Raw genomic sequence first — 23,142 nt, forward strand, 5'->3', positions numbered from 1 at the left:
CTATGTATTCTATCCCCTGTCTCGTACTGGTTATGCAACACCGCTCTACCAAATTATGGTTATATTAAATCGGCAATAAAAGAGAGTGTATGTTGCGCCGCGTTAAGCGCAGCGCAACATACACGTTTCTGGTTTTCATACACGATCTTTAGTTGCCGGAGTAATAATTCACATCAATCCGAATGAGTGACACAATTAAAACCTACGACTCGATGTCTGAACTTTATGCTTCCTTTGGTGGCAAGCTAGAGCAAGATGTTGATTTTACGATTCATCGGAATGAGGAGCTTTCTCCAAACTTTCCAATCAAGTCTCCACTGTTTCGGACAAGCTACTACACAGTTTTAATTCTGCGCGAAGGGCGAGGTCGCTACCTCGTTGACGACCAATCCTATGTGACTCGAGACAACACCATTTATTTTACGAATCCGGGTCATGTGAAGGGATTCGAGGTTGATGAAACATTAAAAGGCTATATCATCACCTTCTCAGAATCATTCCTGAAGCAATATGTTCATGAGAATATTTTTGATGAATTTCCATTTCTGATTGCTGAAGTTGTGCCACCGAGCTATCCCGATCGCGAAATTTTCCAAATCTTTGATGACTTAGGCGGTCTGTTGTTGCAGGAATATCAGTCGGATTCTGCTTATAAGCATAAAGTGATTGGATGTTTAATGGTGGTACTGCTACTCAAAATCAAAGAGCGGTTTTGGAAGGCGTATGATCCACTGACTGAAGCTTCAACCAGCTCTAATATTACACTGACGTTTCAACGTAATCTCGAAGCGCACTTTCGCGATCTACTCGCTGGCAAATGCGATAGCTCCGCTACACGGGAACGTGCTCGCTTATTCCAAGTGCAGGACTATGCCCAGGCACAGTATTTACATCCTAATTATTTCAGCACTGTCATCAAATACAAAACAGGTAAATCAGTCAATACTTGGATTACGGAGAAGACGATCGCGGAGGCAAAGGCACTGCTGGCACGATCGTCGGAATCAGTACAGGAAATTGCTACTCGCTTGGGATTTAAGGACGCAGGACACTTCTCCCGTTTCTTCAAAAAACACACTGAACTGTCGCCTTTGACCTTCCGGCAAAGCTTACAGAGCTAAGCATTATCTTTTTAATTCTGTTCAGTAGGGAATGGCACTAAGAAAAGCCGAAACCCTTTTGGTTTAAGCAGTTTGTAATTGCTTGCTCCCTTCATTCCTTGGTTTTGTCATTAAGGGGTAAGCTTTTGGACGACGTTTACGAACGCGTGGTTCGTTTCTAGCAGGGCGATCGCTTACAGCCTTGTGAGCAACAACTTTAAGTAAAGTGTAATAAATTTGCTGGCGTTTTGCGTCGCCCCCAGTTAACAATTGGGGAATAAAGTTAATTAAATGATGGCTAGTACCTTGCAATGATAAGCGATTTGGAGGCGTACCATAAGTAATTCCAGCCGACCACATCAAGCTACGAAGTAGATTGTAAGCTAGCAAATAAACATAAATTTCTTTGCGTACCATTGAGGGTGTTTTGCATCGGAGAAAATCCATTCCTAACGCAGTTTTAAGATGCCTTAAATCCAGTTCAACTTGCCAACGTTTATAGTAAAGTTGGACTATTTTTAAGGTAGGATAAGTTGTTATATCTAAGAGAGTAGTAATTAAACTGACTCTTTGAGTACGAAAACCAGGAATAACAATGTAATAGTAGATTTCTCGCACGACTATAGTTTGAGGCAGAGCATCAAATTCATCCTTGCTCAAACATGAAGGGCATCTTTTGGGTTTGTACCAAGTAACAACTTTGTCACAATCTCCAACAATTTTCCCTTTTCGTATGGATGTTTTTCGGTTTTGGTGCTTCCGAAATACAGCATCACAATTAAGCTTTTTAATAGCAACCATATCCGCGTAAGCACAGAAAGCCCTATCTTCTAAAAGGACATCTAAGGGATTAAGAAATTCATAGAGTTTCCGTGCGAGTTTGACATCATGAGTGTTCAGAACGTCTATATCTAAGGCAACAGCGGCTCCTGTCACTAAATTAAATATCACACCGATTTTGGCAATTGGAAACCCACATCCAGGCTGTTGAGTACTTGGTTGAGGGTATGCTTTCTGGTTCTCCACAGTGTCAGGCATTGATACACTTGACCCATCTATTACTTTGACATTTCGACCACACTATAAATATTCTGCTATCACTTTCTCTTCTAAGTTCTGTACCACCTCACCAAAAAGTTTTTCTAATAACTTTTCTGGTAGTCTTGTTCTAGCTTGGCAATAAGCGCTTGTATCAGTTGATGGAACTTCTACACTTTCATTAGCTAGATAAGCAATTACTCTGCTTTCTGCATTGTGGCAAGTTTTATCAGTATCTAAGACTTGAGACAAAAACGTCCTAAGCGTTACTACTAGGTCAAATAATCGCTTGTAGGATTTAATTTTTAGCTCAAAGAGTGCTTGTACAATTACAGACTCTGGTGAAAGTTCTCGAAATGGTAATCCTAAACTTTTATTGAATTTATCCTTGAGGATTTGTACTCGTAGTGTCACAGTAGTATTTATGATGTTTGCTTGCTCGTCTTTTTGAAAGTATTTCATGAACGAGTAAGCTTTTCCTATCTAAAAATTTTTGGATAACCCGTACATCTTTGCACTGTTTGGAGTCAGGCATAGCGTAGTTTACCGCCCCAAGCATCTTAATAAGGCGGGCGCTTACACCGGGAGCAAACTTCATAGCGATCGCAACACTTCATCAAGGACAATCGCCTGCCCCGTCACCACACTGTTTAATAGCTTTAAAATCTGTAGCGCTTATCCTGTATAGCGAATAGCTTTTCTTATGCCATTCTGTTCAGTAGGCTTTTCCATACTTAAAGATAGACAAGTCTATCTAAAAAATGTGCCTGTCCTCAGTAGGGCGAACAGGGCAAGCGCATCTAATTTTATACTATTTGATACAGACAAAAAGCTCAAAACTCTGGCGAGATATCGGTTTTGTAGCTCAAATGGTCTGAATTGTCTGTAAACTTCCGAAGAAAGTGCGATCTAGTCGTTTTTTTTTCCAGCGTTCGTATCTATGAATGTCGAAATGTCAGCGCAGCCTCAGTCCAATACGGCAACTGACTTTGCGCTTGACTGAGTACGGGCGAACCTAGCGCTATAAGTGAAAAGACCAACAGTGACAGGGAAATCAAATATCTAAACCTACGTAGCATAATGCATATCTCCTATTATTATTCGACTTGTTATTCGGCCATCTTCAAGCTGAGATATTGCACTGTACAAAATCATTCAGTGACTGTGTGGGTGCGGGTGCTGTTGGTAGTGCTGCCGGAGTAGATCTTTACCGTAGTCGTTGCCATTCGGCGTTCGTATTACGCTGTGGATATGCTCGCGTGTAGGCTGACCACGTTCTAAATACCGCAGAGCGATCGGCGTCTGATGATCGAACTCGATCAAGATCACCGGACTATGGATACGGTAATAGAAGACGCTGTTTGGCTTCGTCTCGCCGATCCAAGCGAACCGGGTTTCGTCCAGATGCTGCCGCACTTCGGACATCTTGACCTCTGCGTGTCCGTCGCGCATGTTCCCCACATACTCGCTGATCACATCAAGCAATTGCTTCTTCTGCTCGGCTGTGAACTCCGCAGCGCGAATGCCAGCATAGTCGAGAACGATGTTGTCACTGAACGCTTCACCCACGCTATTGTTGCGGGTCTTGGAAACCTCAATGATAGCCTTCTTACGCTGTGCATTATTGAGCGCGTTGATCAGCGCCAGACCCTTGTTTTGTTCGTTTTGCAGCACAGTCGTGCCTTTGTACCTGCCAGAGTTAGCCGTCACTGGCTCGGAACCCATGAAAGTGGGTGTCATCACCACTTGATCGCCCAGCACGAAGTAGTTGACGATCAGATGATGCCCGTCGAGCTGCCAGCCCCACGGCTCCGTATCTGAAGGCGTGCCCATCACCGTGAGCCAGTAGCGCCACTCGCCGTATTCGTCAAAGTTATTGTTCAGCTCGCCCAGCGTATGGTTGAGCCGCATAATGTCGCGCGACTGTTCCAATCCCTTAGCGCTGAGCGAGGCTCGCAACAGATTGAAAGCTACCTCGCGCTGGGACTCAGTCATTTCATAGAAACCCGTGCCCTGACGGATGTAAAAGTGCTGGTTCATCCACTTACGCCATTCCGGGTCGTCAACTGAAAATATCGTCTTGCTGCGCTGCTCCGGGGTCAAGGTGGCGAGAAAAGCATCAGCAGACCTGCGGACGGGCGCAGTGGAGACTCCGGTCGAGCGGATGGGGAACAAACCTGAGACAACATCGCCGTTTGTGGTAACACCCTTAAACGGCTCGGCTAGACCACGGGCTTCGGCTTCTTGCGACCTGCGCCGGAAGCGTTCAGCGAGAGCACCTGATAATTGCTGTGCATGGGATTTGACACCCTGTGTCAAGACACTAGCGAGACTGACAACGACGCTAGTGCCTGCCATGATGCCCAAGAATTTACGACGTTTCATGTTCATAATGACCTTCTAGATTTGGCTTTAACGATCGCAATAGGCAATTGCTTAAACCGATTCAGCCGGGCGTAAAGTGAACCTACTACAACCATTACATAACATCTATAATGTGTCCAATGCATATTATGAATAAGCATTATATCAACAGTGGTATATACTTGGATCATGGCTCAACAGTTCCCCAATCTCTCGCGCATTGATCTCAATCAGCTTCTGGCTCTACAAGCTCTTTTAGAGGAGAAGCATATCACTCGTGCGGCAGCCCGATTCTCTCTAAGCCAACCAGCAATGAGCCGTGTGTTGGGGCGGTTGCGATCGGCAATTGGCGATGACCTGCTCGTTCGTAGCGGCGTAGGGTACGAGCGAACACCGCGTGGCGATCGCTTGCTGCGAGAGTTGGAAGTTCTCTTGCCTCGCTTAAACGCAGTGATTGGCAGCAATGACTTTGACCCTTCCACCTCACAACAACGTTTCCGGGTCACAGGCACCGATTATGCTGCCGCTGTTATCGTCCGTGGCACCGTGCAGATCTGTCGCAAATTTGCTCCTGGCGTTCGCGTTGAAGTCATTGGCTGGACAGAAGACAGTTATCGTTACGTGGAGATGGGTCGCTGCGACGTGGCGCTTGGTGTCGGCAGCGTGCCCACCCCACCCAAGGGATTGAAGGTGGAAGTGCTGTACCACGAGCACTTTGTGTGCCTGATAAGTGCGGACTGTAAATTCAGGGGCAAGCGGTTTTCTTTGAACGAATATCTGCATCGCCCACACGCAGTAGTCGCCACAGCCGAAGGGCAGCAAACTATGATTGATCGTCCGCTTGCTGATCTGGGTAAGGCGAGAAATATCGTACTCCAGTCTCCCTACTTCATGGCAACTGCGCTCAATATTGTGGGTACCGACCTGATATTCACCGCCCCTATGCGTCTAGCACTCGAACTCTCAAAGTTGTCACACTTTCGGCAGGTATTACCCCCTCAAGAGATTGGTGACTTTCCCTACACAATGATCTGGCATCCTCGACTCAGTGGTGATTCTGGACATGCATGGTTCCGCGACCAGATCCGGACGACTGCGAAACAAGGGTGATAACTAGAATGCATTTAAGAAGGATGCAGGACACCTCTCCCGTTTCTTCAAAAAACATACTAAACTGTCGCCTTTGAGCTTTCGGCAAAGCTTATCAAGCTAATTGTTTTCAATCATGACCATTGACTTTCTGCATTCCTTAGAAATGAGCAAGTCTGTCGAGAAAATATCCATGTCCTTTGTTGGTTGAGTTTGGCTTAATTGAAATTAAGGAAGCGCAGTGAAAGCGATCGCTAGGCATCTGCTGAACTTCTCTGCAAAGCCAATCTGATCCAACTATCAACATTGGAGAATAGTAAATGAATACTGAGCGATTAGCGCGAAGCGCAGCTTTGCCGAAACCGCCTCGTCGGTTGCCTCCATTTATTCTCTTTGCTGCATTTCTAAGTACGTTTTATATCGGACTCATTGGTCCAATCTTGCCAGCTTTAGTCGAGCAATATGGTGGAAATGCCTTCACTATCGGACTGTTGTTTTCTAGCTATTCTTTCGCACAATTCCTCAGTGCGCCTAGTCTGGGAGCAATCAGCGATCGCTATGGGCGACGAGTGGTCATGCTGGTGAGTCTGTGTAGCGCAATCCTCGGCTTTTCGATGTTTGCGATCGGTGGGGTACTGTGGGTATTGTTTGTTGGCTGGATGATCGTCGGCGTATCTGACTGTTGGATTGGCACCGCTTTTTCCTATGTAGCAGATACAACCAAACCTAGCGATCGCACTCGCTACTTTGCTTTTCTGACTGCTGCCATTGCTTCAGGGTTTATTGTTGGACCCGCCACGAGTGGGTTTGTCTCGCGAATTAGCCCGGTTGCGCCGCTCTATGTGCTGATCGGGCTGCTCGCTTTTGCTGCCATCTGGGGCTATTTCTCGATGCCGGAAAGCTTGCCGCCTGCCCAACGATTGACCGTACTTCCGCTCAGTCACCTGAATCCACTGACTCAGGCGCGTGACATCTTGCAATTTCCGCAACTCCGACTGCTGCTTTTGAGTTATCTGCTGTTCTGGACGATTGTGATTCTGCCTTCGTCTAGCTTGCCGAGCTTGCTTTCCGATCGCCTCAATTGGACTCCAGAGCAGATTTCTCCTTTATTGATTACCTTCGGGATCATTGTTGTCTTAGTTCAGCTTGTCGTCTTACCTCTGCTACTCCGACGTTTTCAAGAGATTCGTTTGGCAATTGTGGGTGGAGCGATCGCCGGATTTGGATTCTTTCTGATCGGTCTATTTCCATTTACAGGCGCTTTGCCACTGGTTTACGGAGGAATGGTGATCTATAGCCTGGGACAACCGCTTGTGCAGACCTGTCTCACCGGAGCGATGTCAAAAAGCATGAGCGCGGATCTCCAAGGGCGGGTTCAAGGCAGTATTGCTGCGGTCATGGCGCTCGCGCAAGTGATTGGGCCTCTGTGGGCAGGTTGGCTATACCAAGCCGTGAGTCAATCCGCTCCTTATTGGGCGGCTACCGTTCAGGCGTTCGCTGCTGTCGTCATCATGCTGATCGCAATTCCAGCACTCAAGCGTCTGAATCAGAAAAATCATGCAATGGATGATCAACTGAATCAATATCACTAGATTCCCTCGTTAGTTTAAAGGAGCAAGATCATGAAGTACCGCAAACTTGGAACAACAAACGCGCAAGTCTCAGCGTTGGGATTGGGCTGCATGGGAATGTCCGACTTCTACGGCGATCAACAAAGCGATGATGCTGAAAGTATCGCGACGATTCGAGCCGCGATCAATCTGGGCATTAACTTTTTCGACACAGGTGACTTTTACGGCATGGGTCACAATGAATTGCTGATTCGAGAGGCCATCAAAGGGGTGCCGCGTGACAAAGTATTCATTGCAGTGAAATTTGGAGCACTGCGCGATCACAAAGGTGGCTTTAATGGTGAAGATAGCCGTCCGGTTGCTGTGCAGAACTTCCTGGCTTATAGCTTGCAGCGTTTGGGTGTGGATTACATTGATCTGTACTATCCCGCCAGAGTCGATCCGAATGTCCCGATCGAGGACACGGTTGGTGCGATCGCAGACCTGATTCAAGACGGCAAAGTACGCTACGCGGGACTTTCAGAAGCCAGTGCTAAAACCCTGCGGCGAGCGGATCAAGTGCATCCAATCACGATGCTGCAAACAGAATACAGTCTGTGGACGCGAGAGCCTGAAATTGATCTGTTGCCCGTGTGTCGAGAATTGGGAACGAGTTTAGTTGCCTATTCACCACTGGGGCGAGGATTTCTAACGGGAGCCTTTCAATCGCCCGACAACTTTCCCCCCGGCGATTGGCGGCGGCACAGTCCCCGCTTTCAAGGCGAGAATTTTTATCGCAACCTGGAACTGGTCGAAAAAATCAAGCAAATCGCTGCCCAAAAGCAGTGTACGCCGGCCCAACTTACACTTGCATGGCTGTTGGCAAAAGGCGAGGACATCATCCCCATTCCCGGCATGAAACGCCAGGTACGGCTGCATGAAAATGCGGGTGCAGTAGACATTATGTTGACTGCCGAGGAACTACAACAAATTGAAGCAATTGTACCGATCGGCGCTGCTGCCGGAACTCGCTATCCTGAAGCACTCATGGACTCCCTGAACCGTTAGAGGCGGTTCGAGAAGGATAAGCTGTACGGTGAATCAGCAAATGATCTGGTGTCATTGATTTACGAACTGCGCTAGATCGTTTGCTCATTTATACCTACAGAACTTACGCAGGAGTCATTTGAACGGAAGGATGCTTGAGTTGCTCAATCAAGTAGTCCGACAGCATTCCGTGCTTGATCTGACACAACTACGAAGTTGGGAGGTTGCTCAGGATGATAGTTTCAGGCTGTTTAGAGCACTGATGTTGCTGAATTAATGCCATTGCTGCTTGGAGATCAACGGTGCTGGGCAACTACAACCTAGTATTGATAGATAGCCTTCAATTGTTACTAATGGATAAATTTGTGGAATTCCAAGACAAAATCGTCCTTGTTTTTGGTGCGACAGGACAGCAGGGCGGCTCCGTGACAAATGCCTTGCGATCAAATGGCTGGCGTGTCAAAGCGCTGGTTCGTGATCCGAATAGCGGCAAGTCCGAGGCACTCGCAGCCCAGGGAATTGAGCCAGTTCGCGGCGATCTCGCAGATAGGCAGTCGATCGAGGCTGCAATGGCAGGTGTCTACGGCGTTTTCAGTGTTCAACCCAGCTCTGGTCAAGGGGCAGTCTATGATGTAACTGATGAAGACGAGATCCGATATGGGAAGACGGTAGCAGACATCGCAGTCGCGCTCGGCGTTCGTCATCTCGTTTATAGTTCTGTAAACGCCGCAGGGTCAACCAAGACCGGAATAGGACATTTTGATACCAAAAGTGAGATCGAGGCGTATATTCGCGAATTGAACATCTTAAGCACCGTCATCCGACCCAGCGCGTTCATGGAAATCTTGATGCTACCCGGCATGGGTCTCGATCAAGGCACGTTTGCGTTCTTCATGAGACCCGATCAGCCGATGCAATTTATTGCAGTTGAGGACATTGGCAAGATCGTCGCTGGAATTTTCGCCGATCCCCCGAAGTTCGGCTCACAGACGATCGAAATTGCTGGTGATACCGTGACGGGGGCTGAACTAGCCGAAAAGTTCAGCCGGACAGCAGGACATCCCATCACCTACCATCGCTTTCCGGCCAGCCTGCTGGAGCAGAATGCTTTCCTTGGTGGACTTGCTAGGCTTGTCGATCAGGGGCGACTCGCTGGTAATGCTGATGTCGCCTTGCTGCGACAAGAATTCCCTGGGCTGCTGACGATGGATGAGTGGCTCTCGGGCGCTGGAAGGACTGCGCTTCTTGCTGCAATTCAAGCGAACGGCGGCGAAGTCGCGCTTCGGTAAAAGTGGCAGGTGACATCTGCTAATCCTGGCATGAAATCCCTGCTACTGATATCAATGACCAAGACAGCATCCGTTCGTTTAGTCAACAAGTCGCTCAAGACTACCCAGGGCTGAATGTTTTAATCAACAATGCTGGAATCGCGAAAGTAGAAGATCTCAAATCGCCGCCGGATTACCTAGAGGATGCCGAGGCAATCGTGACCACCAACATCCTTGCACTCATTCGCCTGACAGCGGCACTTCTGCCACTGCTGCAAAATCAGCCACACTCAGCCATTTTCACGGTTTCGTCTGGGCTGGCTTTTGTCCCGAACGCTGCAACCCCAACCTACAGCGCGACTAAGGCAGCGATCCATTCATACTCGGTATCGCTACGCCACCAGATCAAAAGCACCACAACCGAGGTGATCGAGATTATTCCGCCTTATGTCCAGACTCAACTCACTGGCGAACGGCAAATGATCGATCCTCGCGCCATGCCCCTCGGTGAGTTCATTACCGAGGTGATGGACATACTCGCTAACCACCCAACGGTCGAAGAGGTCGTGGTAGAACGCTGCAAGCCTCTACGCTTTGCCGCCAAAAATGGGAATGCTGACATGATGTTTCAGACTCGTAACCCGTAAGTATAGTAACCTGCGATTGAAGCATTTTTAGATCGGGATTAATTGCTGAATCTCTGTATGTCTCGATCTCAAACGTTTTCAAAGGAGAATTGAAAGGCAATCTCAAATGGCTATTTCAAGTCGATCGAAACTAAGAGTTTGGATACTAGTTACCTGTAATTTGCACACCTTGAATAGAATCTAGGAGAAAAATGAAAGCAATCGTAATTAACGCATACGGTAATGACGACGTTTTGGATTACGTCGATGTCGAACGTCCAGAGCCGAAAGCGGACGAAGTTCTGGTGAAAGTTCACGTCGCGGGGGTCAATCCGGTTGACTGGAAAATTCGCGATGGCTTGGGTGAAAGGTTAGGGCTGAAACTCCCCATCTTTCTCGGTGGCGAGATTGCCGGAACAGTTGAAAAGGTTGGCGTTGATGTCAGAGATTTCAAGGCGGGTGATGCAGTTTACGGTACCGTGACCTCTGGAGGTTACGCCGAATACGCGATTCTCCAAAGGAGAGGCTACGCCAACGCCAAAGTCGGGGAAATGGTGACCAAACCCCAAAGTCTCGATTTCGAGAACGCGGCGGCGATTCCACTCGGCGCGTTGACTGCATGGCAGGCGATGTTTGATTTGGCGAATCTGAGTAGTGGTCAGAGACTTTTGATCACCGCCGCATCAGGCGGAGTCGGTTCGCTGGCTATTCAACTTGCCAAAGCAAAAGGCGCATTCGTAATCGGCATGGCTTCGGGTCGCAATGAAGCGTTCGTCAGAGATTTAGGTGCGGACGAGTTCGTTAATTACACAAAACAACACTTTGAAGAAGTCGTCAAAGATATGGATGTCGTTTTCGATACGGTTGGCGGCGATACGTTTGAAAGAGCGTTCCACACGTTGAAAAAAGGCGGCTTTCTGGTGACGGCAGTGCAGTTTCCGTCCGAAGAAAAAGCGCAGGAATTTGGAGTCAATGCCGCGCGGGTCTACTGTAAACCCAACGCGGAACAGTTAGCCGCGATCAGCAAATTGGTTGACGAAGGCAGATTAAAAGCGCATGTTTCAACCGTTTTGCCGCTCACGGAAGTGAAAAAGGCACACCAACTTTCCGAAAGTGGGCGCACACGCGGCAAAATCGTTTTGCAAGTCGCGACATAGATTTGCCACGTAGTGAAAATTGCGATCGCAGCCTTACAGATCGCAAAGCGACATCACCATTCACAACAAGAGGAAAAGATGTGGTGAAAATTGCGATCGCAGCCTTACAGATCGCAAAGCGACATCACCATTCACAACAAGAGGAAAAGATCATGATGCTTAAAAATAAAGTTGCTTTAGTCACGGGAGGAACATCCGGAATTGGTCGAGCAACCGCAATCGCAATGGGTACGGCGGGTGCAAAAGTCGTATTCTCAGGCAGACGCGATGCGGAAGGCGAAGAAACGGCGGCGCTGATTTGTGAGACTGGGGCAGAGTGCTTATTTGTGCGCTCAGACGTATCTCGTGAAGCGGATGTGCAAGTCCTAGTGGAGGAAACGATCGCCACTTACGGCAAACTCGACTGCGCGTTTAACAATGCTGGAATCGAGTCTCCTGGCAAACCTCTGCACGAACAACCGATTGAGGAGTTTGACAAGCTGATATCGATTAATGTGCGGGGGCTATTCTTGTGCATGAAATATGAGATCCAACAGATGCTGAACCAGGGTTCAGGCGTGATTGTCAATAATTCATCAATGGGTGGTCTAATTGGGTTTCCAGGAGTATCTCCCTATATTGCCAGCAAACACGCAGTTATGGGACTGACGCGCTCTGCGGCGCTCGACTATGCCAAGCAAGGCATTCGGATCAATGCCATTAATCCTGGCTTGATTGCGACTGAGATGATGGAGCGCCTCGCGGATGGGACGGGCAATACGGCGGATAGCTATGCGTCTATGGTGCCAATGGGACGCATGGGTCAGGCAGCAGAAATGGCTCAAGTGGTCGTTTTCCTTTGTTCTGATGCTGCCAGCTACATCACAGGACAACCTTTGGTAATCGATGGTGGATTCACAGCAAACTGACCTATGACTACCGTTTTTTTCCACGGGTTGGTTTGACCCGTAGCGCTTGAATCAACGCAGTCAAGGCTAGCGATGTCTGGCGACGGTTGGGATGATACAGGTAGTAGCCGGGCAAGGTGGGACACCACGCTTCTAGCACCCGGATCAGCCGACCCTCAGCAACAGAGTCAACGATTTGATCCTCATAGAGATACGCAATCCCTTGTCCTGCTAGGGCAGCCGTGAGAATTAGATCGCTGTCATTGAAGACAAGCGATCCATCGACTCTGACTTGAAATGCCCGTCCCTTTTGCTCAAACTCCCAAGGGTAAAGCCCTCCAGAGGTTGTAAATCGGTAGTTGATGCAGCGATGATTTGCAAGATCCTGAGGGGAGTTGGGTGCAAGATGAGCTGCGAAATAGGCAGGTGAACCCACAACCGCCGTTTGAAGAGCCAGCCCAACTCGCACCGCAATCATGTCTTTAGCGACCTTTTCACCCAGTCGGATGCCTGCATCATAGCGGCTCTCCACAATATCGGTTAGCCCTTCGTCGATTGTCACCTCAACGCGAATTTCTGGATACATATCCAAAAAACTGGGCAGCACCGGACAAAGAACAGAGGTCGCCGCGTGCCTTGGTGTAGTAATCCGTAGGGTTCCAGCAGGTTTGTCACGCAACTCATTGAGAGCCGTTAGCTCAGCGTTGATCTCTTCAAACGCAGGTCGTAAGGTTTTGAGCAGTCGATCGCCCGCTTCAGTCGTTGAAACTTTGCGAGTCGTTCGCGCTAGAAGTTGTAACCCCAAACGGTCTTCGAGCGATTTCATGGCATGGCTCAAGGCAGAGGGAGACATTTCTAGCTTTGCCGCCGCCCGGGTGAAGCTCATCTCGTCGGCGACAAGGACGAAGGCGGCTAAGTCATTGAGTTCGTCACGCTTCATTGCTGCACATATTTCATAACTTTATGTTGATTATGCCACCTAGTCAATAAATCATATCCGATCTATCGTTGAGTGATGACCCAAAAAGAAAAATCCATGCCAAGCAACGCTTCTTCAACACACAATCCATTCGTGCGGCTGTCCTATGGACTTGCGGCTCTGGGACAGGGCGATCGCTTGGTGCCTTGGGAATTTGAGCGTCGGGAATTGCGCCCCAATGATATTGCGGTCAAAATCCAGTTCTGCGGAGTTTGCCACAGCGATCTCCATGCCATTCGCGGAAATAGTCGTTTCCCTTTGGTTCCGGGTCATGAATTTGTGGGCGAGGTGAGCGCAATCGGGGCAGAAGTTACGAAGTTCAAACTTGGTGATGCTGTGGCGGTGGGCAATATTGTCGATTCCTGCGGACACTGTCCACCGTGCCTCAATCATCTAGAATCCTATTGCCGCGAATTTCCCACAACCACCTATGACGGCATCGATCGCCTCGACGGAAGCATCACACGTGGCGGCTACTCAAACGACTATGTTGTCAAGACCGATTTCGCCTATCACCTGCCAGCAGGACTCGATCCGGCAAGCGTGGCACCGCTACTCTGTGCAGGAATCACGACTTGGTCGCCGCTGCGCCACTGGAACATAGGTCCCGGTAAGACGGTTGGCATTGTCGGACTGGGCGGACTCGGACACCTAGCGGTGAAATTTGCTCACGCGCTGGGCGCTCATGTTGTCCTATTCAGCACTTCCGAGCAAAAGCTTGCTGATGGTCTGGCGCTAGGGGCAGACGAGGCTATCTTGTCAACGGATGTCGAGAAGATGGCAGCTCAGAAATATCGCTTCGATTTCATCCTTGACACCGTGTCAGCGCGACACTTGCTCGACCCGTATCTGCTAGCGCTCACGCTCGACGGCACGTTCTGTTGTCTTGGCATTCCTGATCAGATGAAGTTCACCCCTGTCCTCCTGACGATGGGGCGGCGGCGGCTAACCAGTTCGGGGTCAGGAGGCACGCTTGAAACGCAGCAGATGCTGGACTTCTGTAGCCAGCATCAGATCTCAGCCGATGTCGAAGTAATTGCGGCAGCAGATATTAATAACGGGTTTGAACGACTGGAGCGGGGAGAGGTGCGCTACCGACTGGTGATTGATATGGCGACGCTCAACGCACCTGCTAAAGATGCAGCTTGAGTCGAGGGCAAATAGAGCCAAGTCAACTAGGTTTGCAACAAAAACACTACAACAATAGGAATTTTATGCGACGTTGGATTTTGAAAGCGGGCGCAACTAATCTCAATGGACTGGTTCTTGAGGATGTGCCGATGCCGGAACCCGGAGCAGGCGAAGTGCGGATTCGCGTTCATGCGGTGTCCCTAAACTACCGCGATCAACTTGTACTCAAGGGGCAATTCGCAAACCATCTACCGGCGCGGGATCTAATTCCGATTTCGGATGGAGCCGGGGAGATTGACGCGATCGGGGCAGGGGTGACCAGTTGGGCAATCGGCGATCGCGTCACCGGATTACTGCTGAACTGGCAGCGAGGCGCACCAACAGAGCTTGGCTTTGGTCTCGGCTCCCTCAGTGAAGATGGAATGCTCGCTGAATATGTCGTGCTGCCCGGCGATCGCGTTGTGCGTGCACCTGCCAGCTTAGACGATGCCGAAGCTGCAACGCTTCCTTGCGCTGCATTAACGGCTTGGAACGCCATTCACGGGGGCTATCCGGTGGGGAAAGAAAGCAAAGTTTTGGTTTTGGGAAGCGGTGGCGTATCGCTGTTCGCAATGCTGTTTGCCCGCGCCGCAGGTGCTCAGGTGATTGCGACATCGAGCCAGGATGTCAAGCTGAAGCAGTGGATGGCTCTGGGTGCCAGTGATGGGATCAACTATCGGGACACTCCAGATTGGGGCAAAGCGGTGTTCGAGCGCACGGGCGGTGTCAACAAGGTCGTCGATGCAGTTGGGACAGGCACGCTGAGTCAGTCACTAGCGGCACTCGCATACGGCGGTGAAGTCGCTCTGCTGGGGTTAATGTCCTTTGACGATCGCCCCCTTGATTTTATGGCGCTGATGGGGAGGAGTGCCACTGTTCGGGGCGTTGCGGTAGGCAGTGCTGAACTGTATAACGCGATGGTGCAAGCGATCGACACGCATCAGATTAAGCCACCGATTGATCGCCGCTTCCGCTTTGAGGATGCGAAAACTGCCTATCAAGCCCAATCATCGCCAGACCTCTTCGGCAAAATCGTCATCGATCTGACGTAATCGATCTGTTGTATTTCCTCTCATTCACATTGCATTCACTCGGAATTAATCATGGCGAATTCTAAAGTTTGGTTGATTAGAGGTAGCTCAAGCGGGTTTGGTCGATCACTCACCGAAGCCGTTCTCAAAAAAGGCGATCGCGTGGTTGCAACAGCTCGTAAACCGGAGCAACTCGACGATCTCGTCAAACAGCATCCAGACGCGATCGCAGCCGTTCGCTTAGATGTCACTAATCCCCAAGAGGTTCAGGCAGCAGTCAAGTTAGCTTTAAATGCTTTCGCTCGCATTGATATTCTCGTCAATAATGCTGGCTACGGCGCGGTTGGCGCGATCGAAGAAGTTAGCGACGAGGACATCAAACGGCAGTTTGACACCAACTTCTTTGGCGCACTCAACATGACTCGTGCCGTGTTGCCGACTCTGCGCGAACAACGCAGTGGTCATATCCTCAACATCTCCTCTCTGGCTGGCGTGGTTTCCTTTAGTGGCGCTGGGATCTATTGTGCTACCAAGTTTGCGCTAGAGGCGGTCTCGGAAGCTTTAGCACAAGAAGTCAAGCCGTTGGGCATCAAAGTCACGAACATTGAACCGGGGTCATTTCGGACTGATTTCAACGGTCGATCAATCGTCACTTCAGCACATCCAATCGCAGACTATGCCGGAACTAGCGGTAGGGTCATCGAATCGAATCAAGCAATGGATGGCAATCAACCGGGCGATCCTGTCAAAGCGGTTACTGCAATGATTCAGGTGGTTGAGAGTGAAAGTCCACCCTTACGATTAGCACTCGGTGAAGATGCAGTCAACGGCATTACTCAAAAACTCGACTCGATGAAAGCCGAACTCGAAGCTTGGAAGTCGGTTTCGCTCAGTACTAGGTTTGAAGGTGAAACAGGAGGAGTAGCAAGCCAAAGTACGACCTGATTGTTGCAGAACCTATAGCCCCTTGCACAGACGATCGCCGATAGTTGAGAAACCAAAGTGAAACTGCCTAAACTCACGAGCCTCGTTCGTTGGATGCTGCTACTGCTAATCACTGTGAGTGCAATCGGTTGGTCAGGCGTAACGGTTGCCCAAGAGCGATTGACTGGTGTGATCGTTCAAGAGCGCCCATCCGCAGCACCGTTCGATTTTCAAGGTCGCTTCATCGTGTCCGTCTCTGATGCGGATATGCTGCCCTCGGCTTACATCGATGATAAGCTCGGCCCGATCGATGGGGCTGACGCGCTTTCGATTATCCGCCTCGATAGGGCAGGACGCGAACTACGGGCGATCGAAACTCCTGTTTCTAATTCGGTGACCGGACCGCCCGCAGTAATTGCCGTCACGCCCGATGGTCGCTATGCTATCGTGATCGAGACGCGAGGGCAGCGACCGACAACAGCCGATCCAAGACTGAGTGACCTCGCACTCGGACGCACGATTTCCGTCGTTGATTTGACCGATCTCGACCAGCCTCAAGTTGTTCAGCGCGTACAGGGTTTCGAGCAGCCGCTCTCAGTGTCGATCAACTTTAATGGTTCGCTCGTCGCAGTTTCTTATGATCCTGGCGGCGCGGGCAAGACGACTCCACTCGCGATTTATCGATTCAGCGACGGCAGATTGTCTGCACCAGTTACTCCACAAATTCCTGATTGGAGAACGGAGGACACTTTAATTCATGTCGAATGGCATCCGAAAGAAAACATTCTGGCGCTGCTCAACGTCAACAAACCCTCAATTTCGTTCATGCGAGTCGCGAACGCGGGTAGCCAGATTAGCCTATTGCGCTGGGGCAACTCCGTGAGCGTAGAGAAAGCCCCGTTCCTAGTGCGTTTTACCCCCGATGGACGACATATCATCAGCAACTCGTCCTATGTTCGCATTGACGGAGTGCAGGTATTGCCTAGCGCATCGCTACGCGGCACAGTTCAAAGTATACGGTTAGTCGCAGAAACGGCGGCGGATGGTTCACCCGTGCATCAATTGGCTTCGCGTGCTGCAACGAGTTCCATCCCTGAAGGACTCAGCATCAGTCCTGACGGGCGCTACGTCGTCACCACTAATCTCGAACAAAGCTCTTTTGCTTTAGATGATTCGAAGCAAGGCTTCTTTTCGTCGTTGACGCTGCTTCGCCTCGACCCCGAAACCGGAATTCTAGAGAGCGTGGGTGATTTCGCCTTCGATGGCGTGCTACCTGAAGCGGCAGTTTTCGATAATTCCAGTCGTTTTCTCGCCGTGACCAACTTCACCTTCTTCGATCCCAATCGCAAGGGCGGTTCGATCGACTTTTGGGGGATTGTAGGGGATGCTTTCGATCCGAAACGCACTGAGCTAGTCAAAATGAATTATTCCACTCCCGTTACCAGAGGCGCACACTCGATAGCGATTGTTCGCTAGCGTAACCGTATCACCCTTACCGAAGTCCATAAGCTACAACTGAAATATTTCTATAATAGAAGCGCTCACGCAGAAGCTTAGAAATATGCTTTCCTCTTCGGCATCTCTCAGTACCAAATTCATGCAGGAGATTTCAGCGACGTTTCCTCGTGCACCCATTACCTCTAGTGCTGGAGCTAATTGGGATCATATTTTACTTGTTCACCATCACCAACCGGCTTTTAGTGTGCCTGAACACTGTCTGCCTTATCACCAAATTTGCATCAAATTAGGTAAGCCCTATCTTTTCAGGCAAGTTGTTGATGGACGTGCTGAGACATTACAGGTTGTTCCTGGTGAGAGCGGGTTGTATTTGGCTAATCTTAATCAATCCTTTTGTTGGGATCGAGAAGCCGAGTTCCTACAGCTCTACTTAGCTCCAGAACTATTTAGACAAATCAGTGAGGAGACTTGGGGAAACGACAGCATTGAACTCATCCCTCAACCATCAGCGCTGAGCGATCCCTTAATTGTACAGATTGGTTTGGCTCTTAAGACAACCCTCGAAACCGAGAATTTAGATAGTCGTCTTTATGCGGACTCTATGACGCATGCTTTAGCTATGCATCTTCTATTTCAATATTCAACGCGAAAATCAGCAGTTTTGCCTTCCCGAGGCAGCTTACCACAGCAGCCACTTAAACAAACCATTGACTACATTCAAGAGAACTTGAACCAAAACGTAAGCTTAGCTGAACTCGCCGAGATTGCTAAACTTAGTCCCTATCACTTCGCCCGTTTGTTCAAGCAATCTACAGGCTTACCCCCTCATCAATATCAAATTAAATGTCGAGTTGACCGTGCCAAAGACTTACTTAAAACAAATTTAGAGATCGCAGATATTGCTCAAATTGTTGGATTTTCTAGTCAGGGACATTTGAATTATCACTTCAAACGTCTTGTTGGAATCACTCCCAAAGTCTTTTCGCGACGATAGCAAGATCTTGTAAAAACGTCGCAAGCTCTTAGCATACGGTATGTCTGTTTGTTTGTCATGATGCATTTAACTCAGATAAGCAGGAGACTCGTTATGACAATCGAAGCGGACAACTGTGAGACTACTCCTGTCCGTTGCTGCTGAAGTACTCGCCATAGTGTGGGTTCTTTCCAGCGCCAAAACCAAGGCTGTAGAAGCCACTATCATCAATCATACTGAACAGAGGAACACAATGAATAAGCCCGAGTTTTTTGTCACTCCCGGTTATGGCGAATACATGCTGAATGAATTGCATTACTCGCAAGCGGTAAAAATTGGCGATCGAGTGGAGACATCAGGCCAAGGCGGTTGGGATGACGATCTGAAAATTCCCAAATCGCTCGCAGACGAGATTGCTCAGGCGTTTCGGAACGTAGAGCGAACCTTGGCAACTGCCGATGCTGGTTGGGAGCATGTTGTCCATGTGAATTCTTACCACGTTGGAGGGTTTCCCCCTGAGGTTAACGATGAGATGGTCAAGCTATTTCGTCAGTACATGCCCAACCATGCCCCTATCTGGACACAGGTAGGAGTCGCAGCTCTTGGACTTCCAACGATGCGGATTGAAATCCGCGTTACTGCAATTGTTTCATAATCGCATAAGCGGTAGCTCTGCTCGGTGTAGAGCAGAGCAAGTGTCGGTGGAAGGATAATATTGCCGGAATGGCTTGCTTATGCTTCCAATTAACTTTGGCAAAATTATGCTTCTAATCTTAAGCATAGGTTGTACTGATTTATTAAATGTGTTAATCATAGCTAAGAGATTGTTGAATTTCACGTAAGTAAGACCGAACCCAAAGGTTACGCATCACTCCCGGCTTGGTAAGAAGTTGAGTAACCCGACGTTGTGTAGGTTTTTGTCCTTGTGAATGAAGCAATTGAGCAACATTTTGTATTTCTTGGCATACAAGCTCTCTTTTTTCCTTACCAATTGCATTATTGTATTCTTGGTAACGCTTGGAGATAGAACGAGAAAGTTCAGGAAAATATCTGTATAAATAGCTGTTATTTTTGTAGCCTAGTCGTCGAGAAATTTCTAGGAATGAAGGAGGTGAAAATTCCTGAAGTGCTAATTCGAGAATAAGTTGAATTTTTTGCTGTCTACTCACGCTTTTATAATCAGCGTGTCTAACTTTAATTATTTGACATAATTCGGGAAAATGATTCTGTAAACAAAGCGGATAATGTTTTAGACGAAACGCGACATCTTCTAAAGAAGGTGGTGGGTACTCATGAATTACTTCTTGAAGAATTATATTTAAAACTTGTTTTCTCTCGGAATTGATTCTTGTATAAGACCTTCTTGGTTGTTCGGCTTGATTTGTTGATGAGCCACAAGCAAGATTATCAAAAACTAAAACATCTGTTGTCAAAAAATCAAGCAATTTGATTCTCATCTAATGACTTAGTAGCAAAAGTTTATCTATTTGAGGTATTACTTTTCCTTTACATTATGAACCAATTGTTGCTTGATTTACTAAAATAGCGCGAGATAAAGCAGCTTGATTTGATTGAAATGCTTGATTAATAAAAGTAGAAATTGTCTGACTAATCCGATTTGAATCAATTGGAGATACGATAGTGGGTGCAGCTGCGATTAATTCTCCCAATTCCTGATTCACATGAAGTTGCCAAGCAATTTCATCCGCTTTCTTAATTTTGTTGACTCCACCATTTTTGTATCGGTAACTCCCCAGCCATTTACCGCATTTATTACAGTGTCCGGTCTGAGAATCACCAGAAAGCACAAGTTGTTGATTCAAACAATGAGGACACACTGATAAAAAAGGATGGTGTGGATTGGACAAATTTGAACTACATTAATACACCAAAGAAGTGGCTCGTAAATACTTTTGTTAGTATCACGCCATTCTTGGTAACAAGAAAGACACCAAACACGCTCATGGCGAAGTAAATCCCTTTTATAAAGCACCTTTTCCCAAGGTCTAAGGGTAAGAAAATGTAAGTCTGTTCGTTTCGTCAGGACGGACATTGCACGTACTAAATTAGTTGCCATTAAGCCCGTTCCATTAGTTGCTGTTCTATCTCTATTAACTCCAAGTATTTTGCTGATACTTTCATTTCTTTCATTTCTTAAGTTTGATAATTTCGGTTCTCTACCCATAAATGGGGCAATTTCCTTTATAAGTAGCCTTCTAGTAGTGATGCAATGTTGTTCAGCTAGTCTAATGACATAGCTTGTTAAACTTTCTACATAAGGAGCCCCTATCCCAATTGGCTCTAGATTATAAAAACGGCTTCTTGGTGGAATCGGAGATTTTTGCGTATCCCACGATGGGTAAAGTTTTAGGGTTAATGTGGGCATATCACTCAAGTTCCTACTTGACGACGCTTAGGTAATGGTTGTCCAACTTTAAACTGTACTTTTCTCAAAGTTGAGTTACCCTGTTGTAGTTGAATCTCAACTTGTTTAATGTCGTTATCAATTAGCGCAGATTTTATTGGTAAGCCCAATTCCGCACGCAGTTGCTGAACTTCTCCCTCAATTTGTGCCTGATTATTCTCTCCTTCTTTAATTTTTTTGAGGATGTTTCGGCATTGGGCAACCGATAAGGCGCGACGTTCTAGATGTTTAAGCTCAACAGAGTCAGATCCTTCATTAATTGCATCGAACAATGCGTTGTCAAACCAGTTTTTAAGAATTCCTACACAACCCAAACTTCGCTCATAACAGTAATCCCAATGTGATACTAAATCAGGCTCTTGCTGTAATGGCATCCTTAGTTGAAAACCCCAAACCACACTTTGGAATACTTCTCTGTCTTGTTCTACATCAGCATGGTAACGGGGAAAGTGTAAGTAAACACTACGTCGGCTTAACTGGTCGCCAACATCATGTAGGGTCAATAATTCGTATGTGCCTACTAGACCATGCACAACTCCAGTTCTGTTAGCTAATGACTTGATAGCTTCAGGTAAATCTGTTAGCTTACGTCCAGAGGCTAACATTAGCATATGATGAGCTTCATCAATAAAAAATATTTTGGGTTTGCGATGTTTGAGAGCTTGCTCTAACGCCCATCCTAAATCTGTTTCAATAACTTTTGAATCAATCACAATTTGCCCCAAATTGTTCCGATAAATACCTCGTGTGCCGTAGTCTATCTTATTTTCAATTAGTGGTTCATTAAGGGCAAATAAGCAGCGCTTAATATGGTCTTTCGAGTTAAAAATCCCTGATTTTTGAACCACTGCCTCAACTGATGCGAATGGTAAATAACCAGGGTCAATTTCGAGTTGCGGTACATTCGACTCAACTAACCACTTTTCAATTAGTAAACGTAGGGTAGTTTTACCAACCCCTGTTGGACCGTAAATAAAAATAATTCGTGATTCCGAAAAATTACTAACCGCCAGCTTGAGAAAATTGAAGGCTTCTTCTAGCCGAGGATGTGCTATTGTATAATTGTCGAAGTACAATAGCTTTTCCGTCGTTGATTGTGTCAGTAACGCTGTGGGAAAATGCTTTTGATTAGACATGATTAATAAGAATCAAAAATTTGGAGTTTAGTAGGTATTTCAGCAAAGCTTTCTAGTTTAACTAATTCTAAATCTTATTTTCACTTGGCTCAACAGCTACTGTTTATGTCAAATTCAATGATTAATGAAATTGAATTTTATTTCTTTCACATTCAATGACTTTAAATACTTATTTCCCTTGATCATCTCGGAGACGTTGTGCAAGTAAAACCTCTTCTGCTTCTGCTGTTGAAAGAAATTCCGCTAATTTTTTGGCTCGAACTTTAAATTCTTGATGATGATTTGTTGTACGTTTTTGCAACTCAGATGTTGCTAGCCAAATCTCTTTTTCTGAACGTTATTTAAAAGCTGCATAATATTCGCTAATACATTCAACCCACTGACTACGAATATAGGCATAAGCTAAAGTGCGTTCTGGGACTGTTGGATTTTCTATTTTTTGACCTAACAATATTGGCTCAATATTTCTGTAACGCCGGTTAGCATCTTCTAAATCTTTTTGGCTTGCACTCCTTAATATTGAATTTAATTCGTCGGGGTTACTGCCAGCATACATCTGTCTATTAACTGTTATTTGACCCAGCCGAATTTTACTTTCCAGTTCGGTAACTGGTAAGTCAATCAACTCCCCTAATTCAGAGCGCAGAGTAATTTGTGTATGACCAACTTTTATCAATGTATAGATTTGACCATCCCAGTTTATTTGTTCTTTTGGAACTAAATTTATGACTGGAAGAGTTATTGTATCTGCACTTCGCAATGACAAAAATATCGATTTATGGAGAGCGAAAAATTTCGGGGGAGATGAGGGACACAACACGATAAGATGGCTCAATGTTGGATTCTACGGAAAGAGTCATATATCAATTAAAAGTGGTGCTGTTGAGCATCAGCCCCATGATTTGGCGGCGTATAAAAGT

25 protein-coding genes are annotated in these 23,142 nt (G+C 47.3%); 15 read left to right on the top strand and 10 right to left on the bottom strand.

The genetic code is table 11. The features are described 5' to 3' along the window. The first annotated feature begins 182 nt into the window (after positions 1-182). Complete coding sequence (locus HCR01_RS30970; protein WP_226889758.1) at positions 183-1,121, top strand: helix-turn-helix domain-containing protein; 939 nt, start codon at positions 183-185, stop codon at positions 1,119-1,121. Between the two features lie 63 nt (positions 1,122-1,184). Here the strand turns inward: HCR01_RS30970 and HCR01_RS30975 are convergent, their stop codons facing one another. The 3 genes from HCR01_RS30975 to HCR01_RS30980 all read right to left on the bottom strand — a co-directional run bounded on the left by HCR01_RS30975 (position 1,185) and on the right by HCR01_RS30980 (position 4,529). Continuing rightward, positions 1,185-2,138 carry an IS4 family transposase gene (locus tag HCR01_RS30975; RefSeq protein ID WP_226889759.1) on the bottom strand — a complete coding sequence of 318 codons (954 nt, stop codon included), beginning with the start codon at positions 2,136-2,138 and terminating at the stop codon, positions 1,185-1,187. A 42-nt stretch (positions 2,139-2,180) separates the two neighbouring features. After that, the gene (locus HCR01_RS39250; RefSeq protein ID WP_226889760.1) at positions 2,181-2,600 is read right to left on the bottom strand and encodes a hypothetical protein; all 420 of its coding nucleotides are present in this window, start codon (positions 2,598-2,600) and stop codon (positions 2,181-2,183) included. Positions 2,601-3,293: 693 nt separating this feature from the next. Further along, positions 3,294-4,529 (bottom strand): DUF3500 domain-containing protein, encoded by a 1,236-nt coding sequence (locus HCR01_RS30980; RefSeq protein ID WP_226889761.1) that lies wholly within the window; start codon positions 4,527-4,529, stop codon positions 3,294-3,296. Between the two features lie 162 nt (positions 4,530-4,691). On the opposite strand from HCR01_RS30980, the gene HCR01_RS30985 reads away from it, so the two are divergent. From HCR01_RS30985 to HCR01_RS31015, 7 genes are all read left to right on the top strand, one after another. Beyond that, positions 4,692-5,612 (top strand): LysR family transcriptional regulator, encoded by a 921-nt coding sequence (locus HCR01_RS30985; RefSeq protein WP_193199836.1) that lies wholly within the window; start codon positions 4,692-4,694, stop codon positions 5,610-5,612. A 299-nt stretch (positions 5,613-5,911) separates the two neighbouring features. After that, positions 5,912-7,183, top strand: coding sequence for an MFS transporter (locus HCR01_RS30990; RefSeq protein WP_193199837.1), 1,272 nt, complete (start codon positions 5,912-5,914; stop codon positions 7,181-7,183). A 96-nt stretch (positions 7,184-7,279) separates the two neighbouring features. Further along, positions 7,280-8,209 carry an aldo/keto reductase gene (locus HCR01_RS30995; RefSeq protein ID WP_320073218.1) on the top strand — a complete coding sequence of 310 codons (930 nt, stop codon included), beginning with the start codon at positions 7,280-7,282 and terminating at the stop codon, positions 8,207-8,209. 281 nt (positions 8,210-8,490) lie between these two features. Next, positions 8,491-9,477, top strand: coding sequence for an NmrA/HSCARG family protein (locus tag HCR01_RS31000; protein ID WP_320073216.1), 987 nt, complete (start codon positions 8,491-8,493; stop codon positions 9,475-9,477). A gap of 50 nt (positions 9,478-9,527) precedes the next feature. Next, positions 9,528-10,103 carry an SDR family oxidoreductase gene (locus HCR01_RS31005; RefSeq protein ID WP_320073219.1) on the top strand — a complete coding sequence of 192 codons (576 nt, stop codon included), beginning with the start codon at positions 9,528-9,530 and terminating at the stop codon, positions 10,101-10,103. 191 nt (positions 10,104-10,294) lie between these two features. After that, positions 10,295-11,239, top strand: coding sequence for an NADP-dependent oxidoreductase (locus HCR01_RS31010; RefSeq protein WP_193199839.1), 945 nt, complete (start codon positions 10,295-10,297; stop codon positions 11,237-11,239). Positions 11,240-11,391: 152 nt separating this feature from the next. Continuing rightward, positions 11,392-12,147: an SDR family oxidoreductase gene (locus HCR01_RS31015; RefSeq protein WP_193199849.1), complete on the top strand. Its 756-nt coding sequence runs from the start codon at positions 11,392-11,394 to the stop codon at positions 12,145-12,147. Positions 12,148-12,154: 7 nt separating this feature from the next. Here the strand turns inward: HCR01_RS31015 and HCR01_RS31020 are convergent, their stop codons facing one another. Continuing rightward, positions 12,155-13,066, bottom strand: coding sequence for a LysR family transcriptional regulator (locus HCR01_RS31020; protein ID WP_193199840.1), 912 nt, complete (start codon positions 13,064-13,066; stop codon positions 12,155-12,157). A 75-nt stretch (positions 13,067-13,141) separates the two neighbouring features. Here HCR01_RS31020 and HCR01_RS31025 point away from each other — a divergent pair, with 75 nt between their 5' ends. From HCR01_RS31025 to HCR01_RS31050, 6 genes are all read left to right on the top strand, one after another. Continuing rightward, positions 13,142-14,254: an NAD(P)-dependent alcohol dehydrogenase gene (locus tag HCR01_RS31025; RefSeq protein WP_226889762.1), complete on the top strand. Its 1,113-nt coding sequence runs from the start codon at positions 13,142-13,144 to the stop codon at positions 14,252-14,254. Positions 14,255-14,319: 65 nt separating this feature from the next. Next, positions 14,320-15,327: a zinc-dependent alcohol dehydrogenase family protein gene (locus HCR01_RS31030; protein ID WP_193199841.1), complete on the top strand. Its 1,008-nt coding sequence runs from the start codon at positions 14,320-14,322 to the stop codon at positions 15,325-15,327. Between the two features lie 51 nt (positions 15,328-15,378). Continuing rightward, positions 15,379-16,251, top strand: a complete 873-nt coding sequence (locus HCR01_RS31035) for an oxidoreductase (protein WP_193199842.1) — start codon at positions 15,379-15,381, stop codon at positions 16,249-16,251. 57 nt (positions 16,252-16,308) lie between these two features. Beyond that, positions 16,309-17,706 carry a hypothetical protein gene (locus tag HCR01_RS31040; protein WP_226889763.1) on the top strand — a complete coding sequence of 466 codons (1,398 nt, stop codon included), beginning with the start codon at positions 16,309-16,311 and terminating at the stop codon, positions 17,704-17,706. Positions 17,707-17,791: 85 nt separating this feature from the next. Then, positions 17,792-18,682, top strand: coding sequence for a helix-turn-helix domain-containing protein (locus HCR01_RS31045; protein WP_226889764.1), 891 nt, complete (start codon positions 17,792-17,794; stop codon positions 18,680-18,682). A 232-nt stretch (positions 18,683-18,914) separates the two neighbouring features. Further along, on the top strand, positions 18,915-19,316 hold the full coding sequence (locus HCR01_RS31050; protein ID WP_193199843.1) for a RidA family protein: 402 nt from the start codon (positions 18,915-18,917) through the stop codon (positions 19,314-19,316). Positions 19,317-19,467: 151 nt separating this feature from the next. Here HCR01_RS31050 and HCR01_RS39255 read toward each other — a convergent pair whose 3' ends face one another. The 6 genes from HCR01_RS39255 to HCR01_RS39270 all read right to left on the bottom strand — a co-directional run bounded on the left by HCR01_RS39255 (position 19,468) and on the right by HCR01_RS39270 (position 22,898). Beyond that, positions 19,468-20,118, bottom strand: a complete 651-nt coding sequence (locus tag HCR01_RS39255; protein ID WP_226889765.1) for a hypothetical protein — start codon at positions 20,116-20,118, stop codon at positions 19,468-19,470. Positions 20,119-20,172: 54 nt separating this feature from the next. Next, positions 20,173-20,484 (bottom strand): hypothetical protein, encoded by a 312-nt coding sequence (locus tag HCR01_RS39260; RefSeq protein WP_226889766.1) that lies wholly within the window; start codon positions 20,482-20,484, stop codon positions 20,173-20,175. Next, positions 20,481-21,047: a TniQ family protein gene (locus tag HCR01_RS39265; protein ID WP_226889767.1), complete on the bottom strand. Its 567-nt coding sequence runs from the start codon at positions 21,045-21,047 to the stop codon at positions 20,481-20,483. The genes HCR01_RS39260 and HCR01_RS39265 overlap by 4 nt, the downstream gene beginning before the upstream one ends. A gap of 5 nt (positions 21,048-21,052) precedes the next feature. Continuing rightward, the gene (locus HCR01_RS31060; protein ID WP_193199844.1) at positions 21,053-22,222 is read right to left on the bottom strand and encodes an ATP-binding protein; all 1,170 of its coding nucleotides are present in this window, start codon (positions 22,220-22,222) and stop codon (positions 21,053-21,055) included. A 169-nt stretch (positions 22,223-22,391) separates the two neighbouring features. Beyond that, positions 22,392-22,523 carry a hypothetical protein gene (locus tag HCR01_RS40190; RefSeq protein WP_264299959.1) on the bottom strand — a complete coding sequence of 44 codons (132 nt, stop codon included), beginning with the start codon at positions 22,521-22,523 and terminating at the stop codon, positions 22,392-22,394. Between the two features lie 36 nt (positions 22,524-22,559). Beyond that, on the bottom strand, positions 22,560-22,898 hold the full coding sequence (locus HCR01_RS39270; RefSeq protein ID WP_226889768.1) for a hypothetical protein: 339 nt from the start codon (positions 22,896-22,898) through the stop codon (positions 22,560-22,562). A gap of 49 nt (positions 22,899-22,947) precedes the next feature. On the opposite strand from HCR01_RS39270, the gene HCR01_RS39275 reads away from it, so the two are divergent. Then, the coding region (locus HCR01_RS39275; RefSeq protein WP_226889769.1) for a hypothetical protein at positions 22,948-23,142 on the top strand (195 nt) is incomplete at its 3' end.

Source organism: Nostoc sp. MG11, assembly GCF_014904695.1.
Lineage (GTDB): Bacteria > Cyanobacteriota > Cyanobacteriia > Cyanobacteriales > Nostocaceae > Komarekiella.